15 protein-coding genes are annotated in these 15,198 nt (G+C 71.3%); 10 read left to right on the top strand and 5 right to left on the bottom strand.

The annotated features are described in order from the left end of the window. The first annotated feature begins 102 nt into the window (after positions 1-102). On the top strand, positions 103-603 hold the full coding sequence (locus OG718_RS45330; protein ID WP_328846902.1) for a hypothetical protein: 501 nt from the start codon (positions 103-105) through the stop codon (positions 601-603). A gap of 23 nt (positions 604-626) precedes the next feature. Here the strand turns inward: OG718_RS45330 and OG718_RS45325 are convergent, their stop codons facing one another. The 3 genes from OG718_RS45325 to OG718_RS45315 all read right to left on the bottom strand — a co-directional run bounded on the left by OG718_RS45325 (position 627) and on the right by OG718_RS45315 (position 3,927). Next, on the bottom strand, positions 627-2,066 hold the full coding sequence (locus OG718_RS45325) for a tetratricopeptide repeat protein (protein WP_328846901.1): 1,440 nt from the start codon (positions 2,064-2,066) through the stop codon (positions 627-629). An 82-nt stretch (positions 2,067-2,148) separates the two neighbouring features. Further along, complete coding sequence (locus OG718_RS45320) at positions 2,149-2,913, bottom strand: hypothetical protein (protein ID WP_328846900.1); 765 nt, start codon at positions 2,911-2,913, stop codon at positions 2,149-2,151. Positions 2,914-3,216: 303 nt separating this feature from the next. Continuing rightward, positions 3,217-3,927 (bottom strand): GntR family transcriptional regulator, encoded by a 711-nt coding sequence (locus tag OG718_RS45315; protein WP_328846899.1) that lies wholly within the window; start codon positions 3,925-3,927, stop codon positions 3,217-3,219. 90 nt (positions 3,928-4,017) lie between these two features. On the opposite strand from OG718_RS45315, the gene manD reads away from it, so the two are divergent. From manD to OG718_RS45285, 6 genes are all read left to right on the top strand, one after another. Beyond that, entirely contained in the window at positions 4,018-5,226 is a 1,209-nt protein-coding gene (gene manD, locus OG718_RS45310) for a D-mannonate dehydratase ManD (protein ID WP_143633162.1), read from the top strand. Beyond that, positions 5,223-6,668 carry a mannitol dehydrogenase family protein gene (locus tag OG718_RS45305; protein WP_328846898.1) on the top strand — a complete coding sequence of 482 codons (1,446 nt, stop codon included), beginning with the start codon at positions 5,223-5,225 and terminating at the stop codon, positions 6,666-6,668. Before manD ends, OG718_RS45305 begins: the two co-directional genes overlap by 4 nt. Positions 6,669-6,750: 82 nt before the next feature. Continuing rightward, the gene (locus OG718_RS45300; protein ID WP_143633159.1) at positions 6,751-8,145 is read left to right on the top strand and encodes an MFS transporter; all 1,395 of its coding nucleotides are present in this window, start codon (positions 6,751-6,753) and stop codon (positions 8,143-8,145) included. After that, entirely contained in the window at positions 8,142-9,185 is a 1,044-nt protein-coding gene (locus OG718_RS45295; RefSeq protein ID WP_306941263.1) for an L-idonate 5-dehydrogenase, read from the top strand. Before OG718_RS45300 ends, OG718_RS45295 begins: the two co-directional genes overlap by 4 nt. 152 nt (positions 9,186-9,337) lie before the next feature. Then, positions 9,338-10,351 (top strand): sugar kinase, encoded by a 1,014-nt coding sequence (locus OG718_RS45290; RefSeq protein ID WP_260694880.1) that lies wholly within the window; start codon positions 9,338-9,340, stop codon positions 10,349-10,351. A gap of 87 nt (positions 10,352-10,438) precedes the next feature. Continuing rightward, positions 10,439-11,062, top strand: a complete 624-nt coding sequence (locus OG718_RS45285) for a bifunctional 4-hydroxy-2-oxoglutarate aldolase/2-dehydro-3-deoxy-phosphogluconate aldolase (protein ID WP_328846897.1) — start codon at positions 10,439-10,441, stop codon at positions 11,060-11,062. Between the two features lie 15 nt (positions 11,063-11,077). Here the strand turns inward: OG718_RS45285 and OG718_RS45280 are convergent, their stop codons facing one another. Next, entirely contained in the window at positions 11,078-12,274 is a 1,197-nt protein-coding gene (locus OG718_RS45280; protein WP_143633154.1) for a cytochrome P450, read from the bottom strand. 244 nt (positions 12,275-12,518) lie between these two features. Then, on the bottom strand, positions 12,519-12,986 hold the full coding sequence (locus OG718_RS45275) for a peptidoglycan-binding domain-containing protein (RefSeq protein ID WP_143633152.1): 468 nt from the start codon (positions 12,984-12,986) through the stop codon (positions 12,519-12,521). A gap of 335 nt (positions 12,987-13,321) precedes the next feature. Here OG718_RS45275 and OG718_RS45270 point away from each other — a divergent pair, with 335 nt between their 5' ends. The 3 genes from OG718_RS45270 to OG718_RS45260 are packed head-to-tail and all read left to right on the top strand — an operon-like array spanning position 13,322 to position 15,181. After that, on the top strand, positions 13,322-14,182 hold the full coding sequence (locus OG718_RS45270) for a peptidoglycan-binding protein (protein ID WP_143633151.1): 861 nt from the start codon (positions 13,322-13,324) through the stop codon (positions 14,180-14,182). Then, a complete protein-coding gene (locus OG718_RS45265) occupies positions 14,179-15,030 on the top strand; it encodes a helix-turn-helix domain-containing protein (protein ID WP_328846896.1) in 852 nt (283 codons plus the stop codon). Before OG718_RS45270 ends, OG718_RS45265 begins: the two co-directional genes overlap by 4 nt. Further along, the gene (locus OG718_RS45260) at positions 15,020-15,181 is read left to right on the top strand and encodes a hypothetical protein (RefSeq protein WP_328846895.1); all 162 of its coding nucleotides are present in this window, start codon (positions 15,020-15,022) and stop codon (positions 15,179-15,181) included. The genes OG718_RS45265 and OG718_RS45260 overlap by 11 nt, the downstream gene beginning before the upstream one ends. Positions 15,182-15,198 lie beyond the last annotated feature (17 nt).

Here is a 15,198-nt window from a genome sequence, read left to right as displayed (position 1 = left end):
GTAGCAGAGGGATGCCCCCCTCGTCCGGAGCCCGGAGTACGGAGATCGCGGCTCAACGGCGGTGGTGGGCGCACGAGTTGATACGCGTTGAAAGGTGAACGGATGAACACGGGCAGCGGCCGGGTCGGCGTCGCGGTGGTGCTGACCCTGATGGTGGTTCTCGCGGGCTGCGGAGGGGGTGGAGGCGGCGGCCGGGACGACGACTCCGGGGAGGGGGCGGAGTCGTCTTCCACGCGTACGCCGTCGGAATCGGTGCGGCCGTCCTCGCCGTCGGTGTCGCCGTCCACTCCCCCGTCCCCGAGTGGACCGGCCACGTCGGACGCCCCCGGTGGCGGCACCGATGCCGACGCCTGCTTCGACGGACGGTGCGAGATCACCGTGTCGAAGCCCATGACCATCAAGGTCGACAGCCGGTTCGGCGTCAGCAACCTCCGGGTCACGAAGGTCACGGAGGATGCCGTGATGCTCCAGTCCTCCGGCTCCGGCGTGTTCCTGAGCACGTCGGTCGGCGAGGGCGGCACCGGTGGACTGAACAGCCTCGGCTTCCGCGTGAAGTCCCTGAAGGGTGGCAAAGCGGTGCTGGAGTTCTTCCCCAAGAGCTGATTCCCGGCCGGACGTGTCGCCGCTCAGCGGACGACCAGCGGCCGGAACGCGGAGCGCACGTCGGACTTGGACTCGCTGACGTACCTGGTCGACGGCGGGCCCGAGTCGGAGTCGCCGGAGGAGAAGTACGAGATGAGTGCGGGGCAACTCGACCCGCTGATCTGGATCTTGCGCTTGGTGACGAGTTTGCCGGTGCGGACCTCGTAGACCTTCACCGGAATCGCGATCTTGTGGAAGGTCACGTACGTGGTGGACCCGGAGGCCTTGCCTTGGTACGGGCAGGTCTGGACGGATGTGCCGAAGGTGTCCTCGCCCATGCAGACCACCAGGACGGCGTCGGCCGCGTCGGCGGCCTTCCAGGAGCCGGGGAGTTTGCCGGAGTAGTCGTCGCCGTACGTACTGCCGGTGTAGAACAGCGCGCGGTTGGTGCCCTTGCCCATGGGCTTGGCACCGCTGTACTTCGCGGGGTTGGAGCAGTACTCGGGCTGGGAGCCGGTGCCCGGTGCGAGCAGGCTGCGGAGGTTGGCCAACTCGATGCTCTGGGTGGCCTTCCGGGCTCCCTTCCTGGCCTTGTCCGCCAGGTCGTCGCCGGGGTAGCGGTCCAGCAGCCGCTCGTAGTGCGCCAGGGCGTCCTGCCAACTGCTGTCGGTCATCAGCTCGTCACCGCAGCCGACGAGCGCGGCGGGGGCGGTCCGCTTGGCCGTGGCGGCGGACCGGTCCAGTACGTCGTGGCTGCGCTTCCGGTCACGGAGCCATTCGGTGACGGTGACGGTGGTGCAGGGCTCCTTGGCGGGCAGGCTGCCGAGGAATCCGGTCAGGGTCGTCTCGACCGTCTTCTCGTTGCCGGGTTCGGCGAGGACGGAGGCGAGTGTCTCGAAGCCCTCGTCCAGGGCATCGGTGTTCCCGGTCAACGCCGTGTTCAGTTCGGTCCGGGCCGACCGCAGCCGGTCGCATGCCTCTACGGTCTCGTCGCCGCGGGCGGTCAGCGGGGCGTCGGCGACGCGATGCCCGAACCACACCCTGTCCTGGGCGCTCAACACCCCGGCGCAGTCGCCGCTTTCGCGGGCCTCGGTGACGCTCTCCTCGATCCTGGACGCGTCGAAGCGCAGCAGCGCCACGGCCAGCAGCACCGACAGCGTGATGCAGAGTGCGACCACTCGCTGACCGCGCAGCGCGACCCCGCTGCCGCCTCTGCGCGCCAGGAACCACCCGTGGGCGACGACCGCGACCCACCACACGAGCACGGCGATCTCGTACGCCGGCCGGGCGGTCGAGACGAGCCGGGAGACGAGCACGACGGTGACGACCACGGCTGCGACGGCGAGCATGCGGCGGCGCAGCATCAGGTAACCGACGCCGAGAAGGGAGGCGTTGCCGAGGGCGACGGCCAGCGGGTCGTGCACCCGGTCCTCGGGCGGCGTGGGCTCCGGCAGTTCGGGCAGGGCATGCGTCGGTTCGTTCATCCTGGTCTCCCCCGGTCGCAGAACGAGTCTCGATGTCGCATGGTGCGGCCCCGCCCCCGGGACCCCTCCCGGGGCTGCGCCCTCAGCGCATGAGCGCGCCGCGCAGTGTGAGGCCGTAGTTGGTGCGAAGGCGGCGCAGTTCCCAGAGGCCCACCGCGGTGACGGACAGCGGCGCGCCGAGCGTGACAACGATCCCGACGGGCCCCGGCAGGGTGTCGTAGGCCCCTGTGAACATGTCCACCAATGCCATCTCCCACACGAGCGTGATGGCCAGCAGCGGCGGCACCGTCTCATGGATGTCCGCGGTGCGGAAGACATGGACGAGGGACATACCGATGCCGTAGAAGACGAACGGCAGGACCCAGACGATCGTGAGCAGAATGCCGACCACCGTGACCACCGTCATCACGGGATTGGTGGCGAACCGCCCGCTGACGAAACCCGTGAGCACGCCCGCGGGGAACACGAACATGGCGCCCATGACGGCCAGGATCGAACCGAAGGGCTTCGCGGTGCGGCGCAGCAGCTCCTGACGGGCCGGTGGCCGGGCCACGGCGATCAGCACCCCGACGGCCACCGGGAAGGTCGCCGCGAGCACAAGGACGTTGATCCAGGCCTGGTTGCCGCGGTCGCTCGCGATGTCCCCCGCGGACGCGGCGAGTTTGTAGGAGATCGTCACCCACACGACGGCACACAGGCCGACGATGGTGCGGATCTTCTGGATGCGGGCGACCACCTCGTCGTCGACCCGGCCCGGCCGCGACGGCGTGAAGACCTTGCGCCCGACCGCGATGGGACCCGCCGTGCGCCACAGCCGCCCGAGCGGTCCCACGCGGCGCTGAGGCAACGGTCCCGGGTACGGCGGACCGGGTTGCGGAGGGTAAGGGTGCGGACCGTTGGGATACGGAGCATTGGGGTACGGGGCGTTGGGCGGGTAACCGCCGGGCGGCGGTGGGGTGTTGTACGGGTATGGACCCTGGGGCTGCGGAGGCAAGTTGCCACCGTTCGGGTCGTACGGCGGCGGCCCCTGCGGGTTCCAGGCGTTCATCTCTGCGGCTCCCCCGATTCGCGGCTGAAGTGACGGACGCGTCGCCGCAGTGTATTGGTTGCAGACGGGAAGCCTTTTCCGAGGCCGGGGCGAGCGGCGGGGTCACTCCCAGACGACGACGTTGCGTCGCACGGGCACTGTCGAGGCGTCGGTGGCGAACAGTTCGGGCGAGTGCGCGCGGATGCGTTCGATGTCGCTGAAGACGGCGCGCAGGTGCGTGCGCATGGCCGTGCGGGCGAGCGGGACGTTCCCGCCGACGATCGCCTCGAAGATCTCGTGGTGCTGGGCGGCGAAGACGGCCGGGGACACGTTCTCGTGCAGGCCGAGGCGCCTGGCCCGGTCCAGGTGCCCCTTGGCCGCGGCGACGGTCGTCCACACGTTGCCGTGACCGCTCAGGCGCATCAGGCCCTGGTGGAACGCCTCGTCCAGATCGAAGAACTCCTCCAGGTCGAGGTCCGCGCGCCGCTGGCGGTTCAGGTTGCCCCGCAGTTCCTCGACGACCACCGGGTCGAGCCGCTCGGGAAGACCGTCGAGCGATGCGAGCTCCACCGCCTCCCGGAGGAACTGCGCGTCGGCGACCTGCGCCGGGTCCACCCGTGACACGAACGACCCGATCTTCGGGAAGACCTGCACCAGGCCCTCCTGGGCCAGCAGGATCAGGCTCTCCCGCACAGGAGTGCGACTGACGCCCAGTGACGCGGCGAGTTCGTTCTCCGAGAGGGCCGCGCCCGGGGGAAGTTCGAGGGTCAGGACCAACTGACGCAATTTCAGATAGATATCGCGCCGACTCGTCCGCCCGTTCGTTTGAGCCATGTGCACATCGTACGTAGGACGGCGATACAAGTATTGCCATGCTGCGCGACAGATGCTTGTATACAAGTACTTCGCGACCAAGGAGTACCTGTGAGCAAGATCGAACGCGTCGAGGTGTTCGTCGCCTCCCCCGGCCGGACCTTCGTCACGCTGCGTATCACCACCACGGACGGGGTGACCGGGCTCGGTGACGCCACGCTCAACGGTCGTGAGCTGTCCGTGGCGAGCTATCTGCGCGATCACGTGGTTCCGCTGCTGATCGGCAAGGACCCCGCCCGTATCGAGGACATGTGGCAGTACCTCTACAAGGGTGCCTACTGGCGACGCGGGCCGGTCACGATGACCGCGATCGCCGCGGTCGACACCGCCCTGTGGGACATCAAGGGCAAGACGGCCGGGCTGCCCGTCTACCAGCTCCTCGGCGGCCGGTCGCGCGACGGCGTGCTGGTCTACTCGCACGCCAGCGGCACCGACACCCCCTCGCTGCTGGACGACGTCGAGCGCTATCTGGAGCTGGGCTACAAGGCCGTACGGGCGCAGGCCGCCGTGCCCGAGGTCGGCGGCACGTACGGGGTGCGCAAGGGCAAGGTCTACGAGCCGGCCGCGACCGAGCTGCCCGACGAGCAGCCCTGGGACACCGAGGCCTATCTCGGCTTCGCACCCACCTATCTGGAGGCGGTTCGGGAGCGCTTCGGCTTCGGCTTCCACCTGCTGCACGACGTGCACCACCGGCTGACGCCGATCGAGGCGGCCCGGTTCGGCAAGAGCGTCGAGGGCTGCCGGCTGTTCTGGATGGAGGACCCGACCCCGGCCGAGAACCAGGAGGCGTTCCGGCTCATCCGGCAGCACACCACGACGCCGATCGCGGTCGGCGAGGTGATGAACTCGATCTGGGACGTCCAGCACCTGATCACCGAGCAGCTCATCGACTACGTACGCACCACCGTCGTCCACGCGGGCGGGATCACCCATCTGCGGCGGATCTTCGACCTCGCCGCCCTCTACCAGGTGCGGACCGGATCCCACGGGGCGACCGACCTATCCCCCGTCAGCATGGCGGCCGCCGTGCACGTCGACATCACCGTGCCGAACTTCGGCATCCAGGAGCACATGGGCCACCCCGACGAGACCGCCGAGGTGTTCCGGACCGGGGTGACGTTCGCCGACGGCATGCTGTATCCCTCCGAGGAGCCGGGCCTCGGCGTCGAGTACGACGAGAAGGCCGCCGAGCGCTTCCCCTACCAGCGGCGCTACCTCCCGGTCGCCCGCCGCCTCGACGGGTCGGTGCACGACTGGTGAGCGCCGACGACCTCTTGAACCGTGAGGCCCTCCTCCGGCTCCCACCCGAACTGCGGCCCGCCGTCGATCCGGCCGAACTGCGCACCCGTGTCGTCCACTTCGGGCTCGGCGCCTTCCACCGGGCGCACCAGGCCGTGTTCACCGAGCAGGCCGCCGCCCTCTCGGGCGAGCCCTGGGGCATCACCGCGGTCGCGCCCCGGTCGGCCGCGACCGTACGTGCCCTGCGGGACCAGGACTGTCTGTACTCGCTCACCGAACGCCGTCCGGACGGTCACCGCACGCGCGTCGTGGGCTCGGTCGTCGGTGCGCTGACGATGGGTCCCGATGCCAAGACCGTCGAGGCGCTGATCACCGATCCCGAGGTGACGGTGGTGACGCTGACCGTCACGGAGAAGGGCTATCACCGTTCCCCGTCGACGGGCGGCCTCGACACCGCGGCCGGACCGGTCGCCGCCGACCTCGCGGCTGCCGCCGACGGGCCCGTCACCACGGTGGTCGGGCGGCTGGCCGCCGGGCTGGCCGCCCGGATGCGGGCGGGCGCGCCCCCGATCAATGTCGTGTCCTGCGACAACATGGCGGACAACGGCACGGCGCTGAGCCGTGTGGTCCACGACTACATCCGTGCGTCGGCCTGGCCGGACCGTGCGGAGATCCTGGACCGGATGGCCGAGGCCGTCGCCTTCCCCGCGACGGTCGTGGACCGGATCGTGCCCGCCACGAGCGAGGCCGACCGGACGGCGGCCGAGGCGGCGCTCGGGGTACGCGATGCCCTCCCCGTGACGGGCGAGCCGTACCGGCAGTGGGTGCTGGAGGACTCCTTCACCGCGCCCCGGCCGCCCTGGGAGCTCGACGGCGCCCTGTTCGTCCCGGACGTCGCGCCCTACCAGCGCACCAAGCTGCGGCTGCTCAACGGCTCCCACTCCGCCCTGGCCTACCTCGGCACCGCCGCGGGGCTCACCACGATCGCCGAGACCATGGCGGCGGACTGGGGCGAGCGCCTCGTACGGGCGCTGTGCGCGGAGGTCGCCCCCACACTCCCGGCCGACGGCCCCGATCCGGTCGCGTACGCCGACGATCTCGTCGTACGTTTCCGCAATCCCGCCATGCGTCACCTGCTGCGGCAGATCGGCTCCGACGGATCGGTGAAGATCACGGAGCGCTGGCTGCCTGCCCTGCGCGAACTGCGTACCCGCGGCGCGAGCACCCCCGTCCTCGAACTCGCCCTCGCCGGCTGGGCGGACAGCACCCGCCGGGCCGACGCACCAAGCGATCCCGCCGCCGAGGCGCTCACCGCCTGCTGGGGGCCCGCGGCCCGCCCCGCCGAGACCGTACGCGCACTGCTGCGCGTGCTCGGCGCGGCCGACCTGGCGGACGACGACGTGCTCGTCGCCGCCGTCGCGGACCGGCTCCCCGCACTGCGTGCCGGACGCGTCGAGATCTGATCCCCTCGGTCGCCCGCGTCCGAGCCACCCCTGATCCCCCGCATCTGAGCCTCACTTCAGTCCCCGAACAACGGAGTTCACGATGAAGGACAGCGTCATAGCCGCTCAGCAGACGCCATCCGCCCAGCGCAGCACACGAGATCTGACCCGGGCCGCCGTCTCGGGCTGGCTCGGCACGGCCATGGAGTTCATGGACTTCCAGCTCTACTCGCTGGCCGCCGCGATCGTCTTCAACAAGATCTTCTTCCCGGACGTCAGCCCGGCCATCGGACTGATCGCCGCGATGGCCACCTACGGCGTCGGGTACGTCGCCAGGCTCGCCGGTGCCGTCTACTTCGGGCGGATGGGCGACCGGATCGGCCGCAAGAAGGTCCTGTTCCTCACGATCCTGCTGATGGGCGCCTCAACCACCCTGATCGGCACCCTGCCCACATACGCCACGATCGGCATTCTCGCGCCGATCCTGCTCGTCGTGCTGCGCCTGGTGCAGGGCTTCGGCGCGGGTGCCGAGATCGCCGGGGCGACCGTGATGCTGGCCGAGTACGCGCCCGTGAAGAAGCGCGGGCTGATCTCCTCGCTGGTGTCGCTCGGCACGAACTCCGGGACGCTCGCCGCCTCCGGCCTGTGGGCCATACTGCTCGCCGTACTCAGCGAGGACCAACTGCTGTCCTGGGGCTGGAGGTTGCCCTTCCTGCTGAGCTTCGGGCTGATGATCTTCGCGGTCTGGATCCGCCGCAGTCTCAAGGAGAGCCCGGTCTTCGAGGAGCGTCCCGACGTGGTGGACGGCGTGGCGCTGGCCCGTGACGAGGTCGAGTCCGCGATCGCCAAGGCCGACGAGCACGAGGGCAGCGTCCTGGCGGCGGGTATCCGGCAGCGCAAGGGCAAGGCGTTCTTCCTCGCGCTGGGGCTGCGGTTCGGCCAGGCGGGCAACTCCGGTCTGATGCAGACGTTCCTGGTCGGCTACATCGCCACCAACCTGGCGGTCGGCCGGTCCGTACCGACCGACGCGATCGTGTACGGGTCGCTGGTCGGCTTCGCCACCGTGCCGGTGGTCGGCCTGCTGGGCGACCGCTTCGGGCGCCGCGTGATCTATCTGGCGCTCTCGATGCTGACCGTCGTCCTCGCCTTCCCGGTGATGCTCCTGATCACCTCGGGCTCGACCCCGGGCGTGATGCTCGGCATGGTCCTCGGTCTGAACGTCGGCGTCCTCGGTCTGTTCTCGCTGGAGAGCGTCACGATGGCCGAACTCTTCGGCTCCCGCACCCGGTTCACCCAGCTCGCGCTCGCCAAGGAGATCGGCGGCATCCTCGCCACGGCGATCGGCCCGGTCCTCGCGGCCACGCTCACCGCCGTCACCGGCAGTTGGTGGCCCATCGCGGCGATGCTCGTCGTCTACTCGCTCATCACCTTCGTCAGCGCGTTCCTCGCGCCCGAGACACGCGGACGCGATCTGGTCCGGCTGGAGGACGCCGTATGAGGGCGGTTGTGGTGCACGGTCCCGGCGACGTACGCGTCGACGAGCGGACCCGGCCGGTGCCGGGCGCGGGCGAGGTGCTGCTGGCCCTGGAGTGGGGCGGCATCTGCGGATCCGACATCGCGTACTGGAAGAAGGGCGCGTCCGGCACCGCCGCGCTCGCGCACCCGCTGGTGCTCGGGCACGAGTTCGCGGGCCGGGTCGCCGCCCTCGGCAACGGAGTCACCGGGCTCCGCGAGGGCCAGCCGGTCACCGTGCACCCGGCCCAACTGGTCGGCGACGGCGTCCTTCCCGAGCGGATCGCCGGACGGACCAACCTCTACCCGCGCGTCCGCTACTTCGGCTCGGCGGCCTTCGACCCGCACACCGACGGCGGGTTCAGCGAGTACCGGACGGTCCCCGCGACCCAGATCCGGCCGCTGCCGGACGGCGTCGGCACCGAACAGGGCGCTCTCGCCGAGCCGTTGGCCGTCGCCCTGCACGCCGTCGGGCGGGCCCCCGAACTGCGTGGCCGTACGGTCCTGGTCAACGGCTGTGGCCCGATCGGCTCCCTGGTCGTCGCCGCCGCGCGGTACCGCGGAGCGGGCCGGGTCGTCGCCGCCGATCTGGCGTCGTCCTCCCTCGCCGTCGCCCGCGCCATGGGCGCCGACGAGACGTGCGACCTCTCCGCCGGCGAAGGGCTGCCCGAGGACGTGGACGTGGTCTTCGAGGCGTCCGGCGCCCCGGCCGCGCTCGGCCCTGTGCTGCGGGCCACGGCCCGGGGAGGCACCCTCGTCCAGGTGGGCAACCTGCCCGGTACGGCCGTGGCCGCCGCGCTCGGCGATCTGGTGACCCGCGAGATCACCTGGATCGGCTCGTACCGGTTCGTCGAGGAGATCGACGAGGCGCTGATCGCGCTCCGGGACGGCCTGGACGTGACCCCCCTGATCACCCACCGTTTCCCGCTTGAACGGGCCGAGGAGGCGCTCGCCGTGGCCGCCGACCCGGGGAGCGGGAGCAGCAAGGTGATGCTGCGACTTGCCACCGAGGGCACCGTGTTGTGACGCACGGCGGGTCCTCGTGCGGCACGCCCGCATGGGCCTGGCCGTCGCACCTGGCGCCTTCAGGCCGCTCCTTCGCACGATGCCGCCCCGGTGCACCCCCGCCCGTCCCGCCTTCGAGTCCGTATTCCCGTCCCGTCCGCCAGGAGAATCCCGTGCCTCTGCCGTCCCCTCCCCACGCCGCCGACAGCCAGGAGCCGGTGGCCGACGTCGTGTGCGTCGGCGAGACGATGGCCGTGCTCAGCCCGCCGGACGCCCGCCCGCTCGCCGAACAGCCCGTGCTCAGCATGGCCATCGGCGGTGCCGAGTCCAACGTCGCCTGCGGAGTGGCCGGTCTCGGGCACCGCGCCGCCTGGCTGAGCCGGCTCGGTGACGATCCGTTCGCCCGTCGCATCCTGGCCGAACTCACCGCGCGGGGCGTGGACGTGAGCGCCGTCGAGACCGATCCGGAGCGGCCGACCGGCGTCTACTTCAAGGACCCGGGTCCGGACCGCACCCGTACGCACTACTACCGCGGCGGATCGGCCGCGTCCCGGATGGGGCCGGAGCTGGCCCGGCGGCCCGTACTCCGCCGGGCCCGCGTCGTGCACCTGTCGGGCGTGGCCGCGGCCGTCTCCGACAGCTGCGCCCGCCTGCTGGAGGCGCTGCTCCTCGGCCGGGAGGGCCGCGCCCCGCGTGGTCCGGTCGTCTCCTTCGACGTGAACCACCGTCCCGCGCTCTGGCGCGGGCGCGGTACGGACGCCGCGCGGAGTCTGCTGGCGCTCGCCCGCGCCGCGGACATCGTGTTCGTGGGACGGGACGAGGCCGAGGAGCTGTGGGGCACCGCCCGTCCGGACGACATCGCGGCCCTGCTCGCTCCCGCGCCCGTCGTGGTCGTCAAGGACGCCGAACACGGAGCGACCTCGTACGCCGACGGGGTGCGGACGTTCGTGCCCTCGCTGCCCACCAAGGTGGTCGAACCGGTCGGCGCGGGCGACGCGTTCGCGGCCGGCTACCTGGCCGGCGTCCTGGAGGACCGCGACGAACGCTCACGGCTGCGGCTCGGCCATCTGGCGGCCGCCGCGGCGCTGCGGACGAGGGACGACGTTCCCGTCATGCCGCCCCGCACGGAGACCGACCGGTGCCTCGCCCTGGACGACGACGCCTGGGCCGCCACGGCACCCCGCTGAGGGAACCGCCTGTTGAGGAAAACCGCCGCGCAACAGTCCGAGTCCGGCGGTACCGAATCGGGCCCGACCGAAGGAGAACTCCCGCCCATGACCGCAGACTTCCTCTCCCAGCTGTCGAAGGACCGCGTGATCGCCGTCGTCCGCGCACCCGAGATACCCGACGCGGCGGCGTTGTGCGCGGCCCTGCGCGCCGGCGGCATCCGCTGGATCGAGTTCACCCGCACCACGCCCGGACTCGCCGCGCACCTGCGACGTGCGGTGGCCGACGACGGGGACGGCATCGGCGCGGGCACGGTGATGACCGGCGAACAGGCCGAGGAACTGATCGACGCGGGGGCCCGGTACCTCGTCACGCCCGGCTGCCGCCCGGGGGTGGCCAAGGCGGCGTCGGCGGCCGGGGGGCCGGTCGTCCTCGGCGCCCTCTCCCCGACGGAGGTCGGCCTGGCGCTCGATCTCGGCGCCGACGCGGTGAAGATCTTCCCCGCGCGTGCCTTCGGCCCCGGCTACCTCCGGGATCTGGCCGGACCGTTCCCGGACGTACCGCTGGTGGCGTCGGGCGGTGTCAACGAGGACAACGCGGCCGCTTTCCTCGCCGCCGGGGCGCGTGCTGTGTGCGCCGGCTCGAACGTCGTACCGCCCTCCCTGGTGGCCGCCGGGGACTGGCCGGAGATCACCCGACGGGCCCGCGCCTTCACGGACTCCTGTCGATGACGGCCGGGGGCAGTGTCAGGCGGCGCTGTCCCTGTCCCACAGCACGTGCAGCGTGAGCGGCTTGCGGAAGACCAGACCGTACGGAGCGGTGGGGTGCTCCGGGTCGAGGCGCAGGGCGGGGAGGCGTTCGAGCAGATGCTGGAGCGCGATCCGGGTCTCCAGGCGGGCGAGGTGTGCGGCGAGGCAGTAGTGCGGGCCGTGGGCGAAGGCCAGTTGGAGGCGTGCGTTCTCGCGGCGGACGTCGAAGCGGTCGGGGTCGGGGAAGACGGCCGGGTCGCGGTTGGCGCCCGTCAGGGAGACGGTCACCAGGTCGCCCTTGCGTATCGCGGCCGGGCCGAGCACGGTGTCACAGGTGGCGTAGCGGTCCACGACCGCCGCCCCGGGTTCCAGGCGCAGCGATTCCTCGATCGCGCCGTCCAGGAGATCGAAGTCGGCCCGGACCAGGGCAAGTTGGTCCGGGTGGTGCAGCAGGTGCAGCAGCGCGTTGGTGATCATCCCCTCGGTGGTCTCGATGCCTCCGAACATCAGGACCGCGGCGTTGGAGGCCACTTCGGGCACCGCCAGCCGCCCGGCGGCGGAGACGAGGAGCGAGGACGTACTCCGATCCGCGACGGTGGCTTCCACGGCGGCCCGCAGCTGCGCGTACGCCGCGGCGCCGGCGGGCGCCGCGTCATGTCCGGCGGTGATGTCGGAGACCGACCGCACGATGGCGTCGTACCAGGAGAGCACCGTGTCCGCGTCGGTGCCCGCCAGCCCGAGTGCCTCGGTCACGACGGCGACCGCGAGCGGGCCTGCGAAGGCGCGCCGCAGGTCCACGGCACCGGTCGGTTCCAGGGCGGTGAGTTCCAGGGCGGTGATGAGCCGCTCGGTCTCCCGCTCGATGAACGAGGCGAAGCCGTCACGGACCTCCCGCGGGCGGAAGGGCTGGTTGAAGGGCTCGCGGTGGCGGGCGTGCTCGGCGCCGTCCAGCGACAGCATGCTCGGTCCGACGACCTGTGCGGTGGAGAACCGGGGGTCGTCGACGGTGAAGGTCGCCGCGTCCCGCATCACGCTCAGCGCGAGGTCGCGCCGGGTCACCAGCCATCCGTCCAGTTCGGGAAGCCACGAAACGGGCTCCCGCGCACGCAGCTGCGCCAGTCGCGGGTGCGGATCCCGGGCGAGTTCGGCGAGCGTGGTCGCGGCCCCGAGCGGGAAGGAGTCGACGACGCTCATCGCGGACTCCGGCCGAGTGCAGAGAAACCGATCATAGCCAAGGCTAACCGCTGAGTGTGGGGCCGGGATCGGCCACCGCACACCGTTCGGGAGGTCGGACGCGGTAGCGGTCAGACGTACTGACAACGAGAAGCGGCCTGTCCCCTCCCCCGTGAGAGGACAGACCGCGGTCTTCACCTCAAAGCGCGACGATCCGACTCTGCGTCAGCTTCGGCGTCAGCACTTCGGTGTCAGCACTTCGGTGTCAGCAGGGGAAGAAGACGCTGTTGTCGTTGGCGAGCCGCTTGAACGCGGCCTTGGTCCCCGATCCTGCGATCCCGTCGATGGCGCCCGTGTAGCCCCAGTTGAAGGCCAGCTTGCGCTGCAGCGCCTTGATCGTGTTGGGGCCGACGATGCCGTCGATGGCACCGGTGTAGCCCCAGTACTCCTTGAGCCAGCGCTGGTACGCCTTCCAGCTGTTGGTGCCGAGCAGTCCGTCGATGGCGCCGGTGTAGCTCGCCGGAGCGTTCCTCAGGAAGCACTGCATGTTCTTGGCCTGCTGGGTGCTCAGGCCGAGGTTGTTCGTCGCGAGGATGGTCACGTCCTGGGCGCTCACCGCCGGCTTCGCGGCCGGTGCGGAGTCCGCGAAGGCGGCGCCCGAGCCCGCCAGGCCCCCCGCGGCGATCCCGACGGCGGCGGTGACACTGACGATCGTCCTCGTCAGAGCTCGCATACTTTCCCCTCCGATGCTTCGGTTCCCTCTGTGCCCTCTGCGGGCGGGGCCGACCGTGTGGTCGGCTCGGCAATCAGACTGTGTGGTGGGCCGTGTGCGGCGCCACGACTGCCGGGAAAGTGACGTCATCGCGGGACGCCCCACCCGCTGACCTGCTAGGACCTCACTCGTTGGGACGATCCCGCGGGACGGTTCCGGCCGAGCCGCCGCGGCGGACGATGGCCGATTCGGTACGGAGGCGGAACCGGTGTATGGGGCACATCGTGAAAGCTGATGCAGAATGCGCGGGAAATTCGGACCGCTGACCATGGTCCGCGAACGCGAGTGGGGGGAACATGTCGCGTTGGAAAGCTCTGCCCGGTGAACTGGATCCGCGTGTACGGCAGTTGGTGGTGCGCCTACGCCGGCTCAAGGACCACAGCGGACTGAGCCTGCGGCAGCTGTCGGCGAAGACGGGGTACAGCGCGTCGTCGTGGGAGCGGTACCTGGGCGGGCGGTCGCTGCCGCCCCGGGAGGCCGTCGAGGCGATGGCCCGGATCGGCGGTGACGATCCGACCCGGCTGCTCGCGTTGCACGAGGTCGCCGCCGAGGCCTGGGGAGAGGGACGCTCGGGCACGCCGGCACCGGAAGCGCGGGAAGCATCCGAAGCAACTGGGGCGGCTCACACGGTCGAAGCCTCTGAATCACTTCAGGCAGCCGGGGCCGACGACACCGGGCCGTACAGTCTGTCGGCCCCGAACGAGGAGACGCGGCAAGGGCGTTCGCTGCGCGTCGCGCTGGTGGCGGGGTCCGTGGCGCTGGTGCTGGCCGTCTCCTCGGCGGTCCTGCTGGCCGTACGGCTCTCGGACGGCGACGGCAGAGCGTCGGCAACCCCTCTCGCCTCGGCCACCGCGTCCGCCTCACCGTCACCGTCTCCGTCGGGGCCGCGTACGTACGCCTGTGAGGTGGAGCGGATCGACGGCCGCTGGTACGCGGGCAACAGCCGTACCCGGGACGCCGTCCTGGCGGAGGGGCTCGCCGGTCCGGAGGTGGCCGAGGCGCAGTGTCTGCTGCGCAGGGCGGGCCTCGCACCGGGGGTCGTCGACGGGATCTTCGGTCCGCACACCAAGAGCGCGGTCGAGCAGTTGCAGAAGCGGGCGGGCCTCGTCGTGGACGGCATCATCGGCCGGCACACCTGGGGAGCGCTACGGCGATGACGCGCACGACGCCGTCGCCGGAACGTGCACGACTGGCGGCCGCGCTGCGGGACCTGCGGGCACGTACGGGCCTGAGCATGGTGGGCCTGGCGGAACGGACCGCGTTCAGCAAGTCGTCCTGGGAGCGCTATCTCAACGGCAAGAGTGTGCCGCCGCGCGACGCGGTGCGGGAACTGTGCCGGCTCGCCTCAGAACCGGAGGGGCGGTGTCTGGCGCTGTGGGAGATCGCGGAGTCGCAGTGGAGCGGACGCGCGGCACCGGCCCTGCGTACGGATACGCCCGCACAGGCACCGTCGGCGGCACCGGGACCGATCCCGCCCGAGGCGTCCGCTCCGGCTGCACGGGATGACACGCACGCCGGGCGCAGGGGTGCGGCCGTGGCGGTGCTCGCTTCGGTGTGTGCCGTGGTCGTCGGCGGTGTGGCGATGACTCTCTTCCTCGTCCTGGGCCAGGACGCGCCACGCTCGTCCCCTTCCGCTTCCCCGTCCGCCACCGGGCCCCGTTGCCGGGGAGCGGCGTGCGAGGGCAGGAACCCGATGGACATGAAGTGCGGGATCGGGCCGCAGACCCTCGCCTCGCACCGCACCGCCTCGGGAGCCATGCTGGAACTGCGCCACAGCGAGACGTGCGGGACCAGTTGGGCCCGGATGTGGGACACGCGGATCGGCGACCGGCTGGAGGTGACGGCGGACGGCCGCCCACGTTCCGCCGAGGTCGAGGACGAAGCCGACGCGGAAGCGTACGTCTACACCCCGATGACCACCACCGGCTCCGGCACGGTCGTACGAGCCTGCTTCCGCCGGGCGTCGGACGGCAAGGAGGAGTGCTTCGAGAGCCGTGTTCGCTGAGCAGTCGGTCCTGCGCCACGCGAGCCCACCGGAATCGCACGCGCGGGCACCCACACGTCAGGAGCGGCACCCCGAGCGGTCGGAACAGAACATCGCCGCCGCCCGAGGCCGGGCCGTCTCCTACGCCACACGGGCCGGACCGACCCGCTGAGCCGTCATCTCTCCGGA

It is taken from the genome of Streptomyces sp. NBC_00258 (genome assembly GCF_036182465.1).
Taxonomy (GTDB): Bacteria; Actinomycetota; Actinomycetes; order Streptomycetales; family Streptomycetaceae; genus Streptomyces.
The sequence above is the reverse complement of the archived record's forward strand: the minus strand, read 5'-3'. Positions and strand labels throughout refer to the sequence as shown.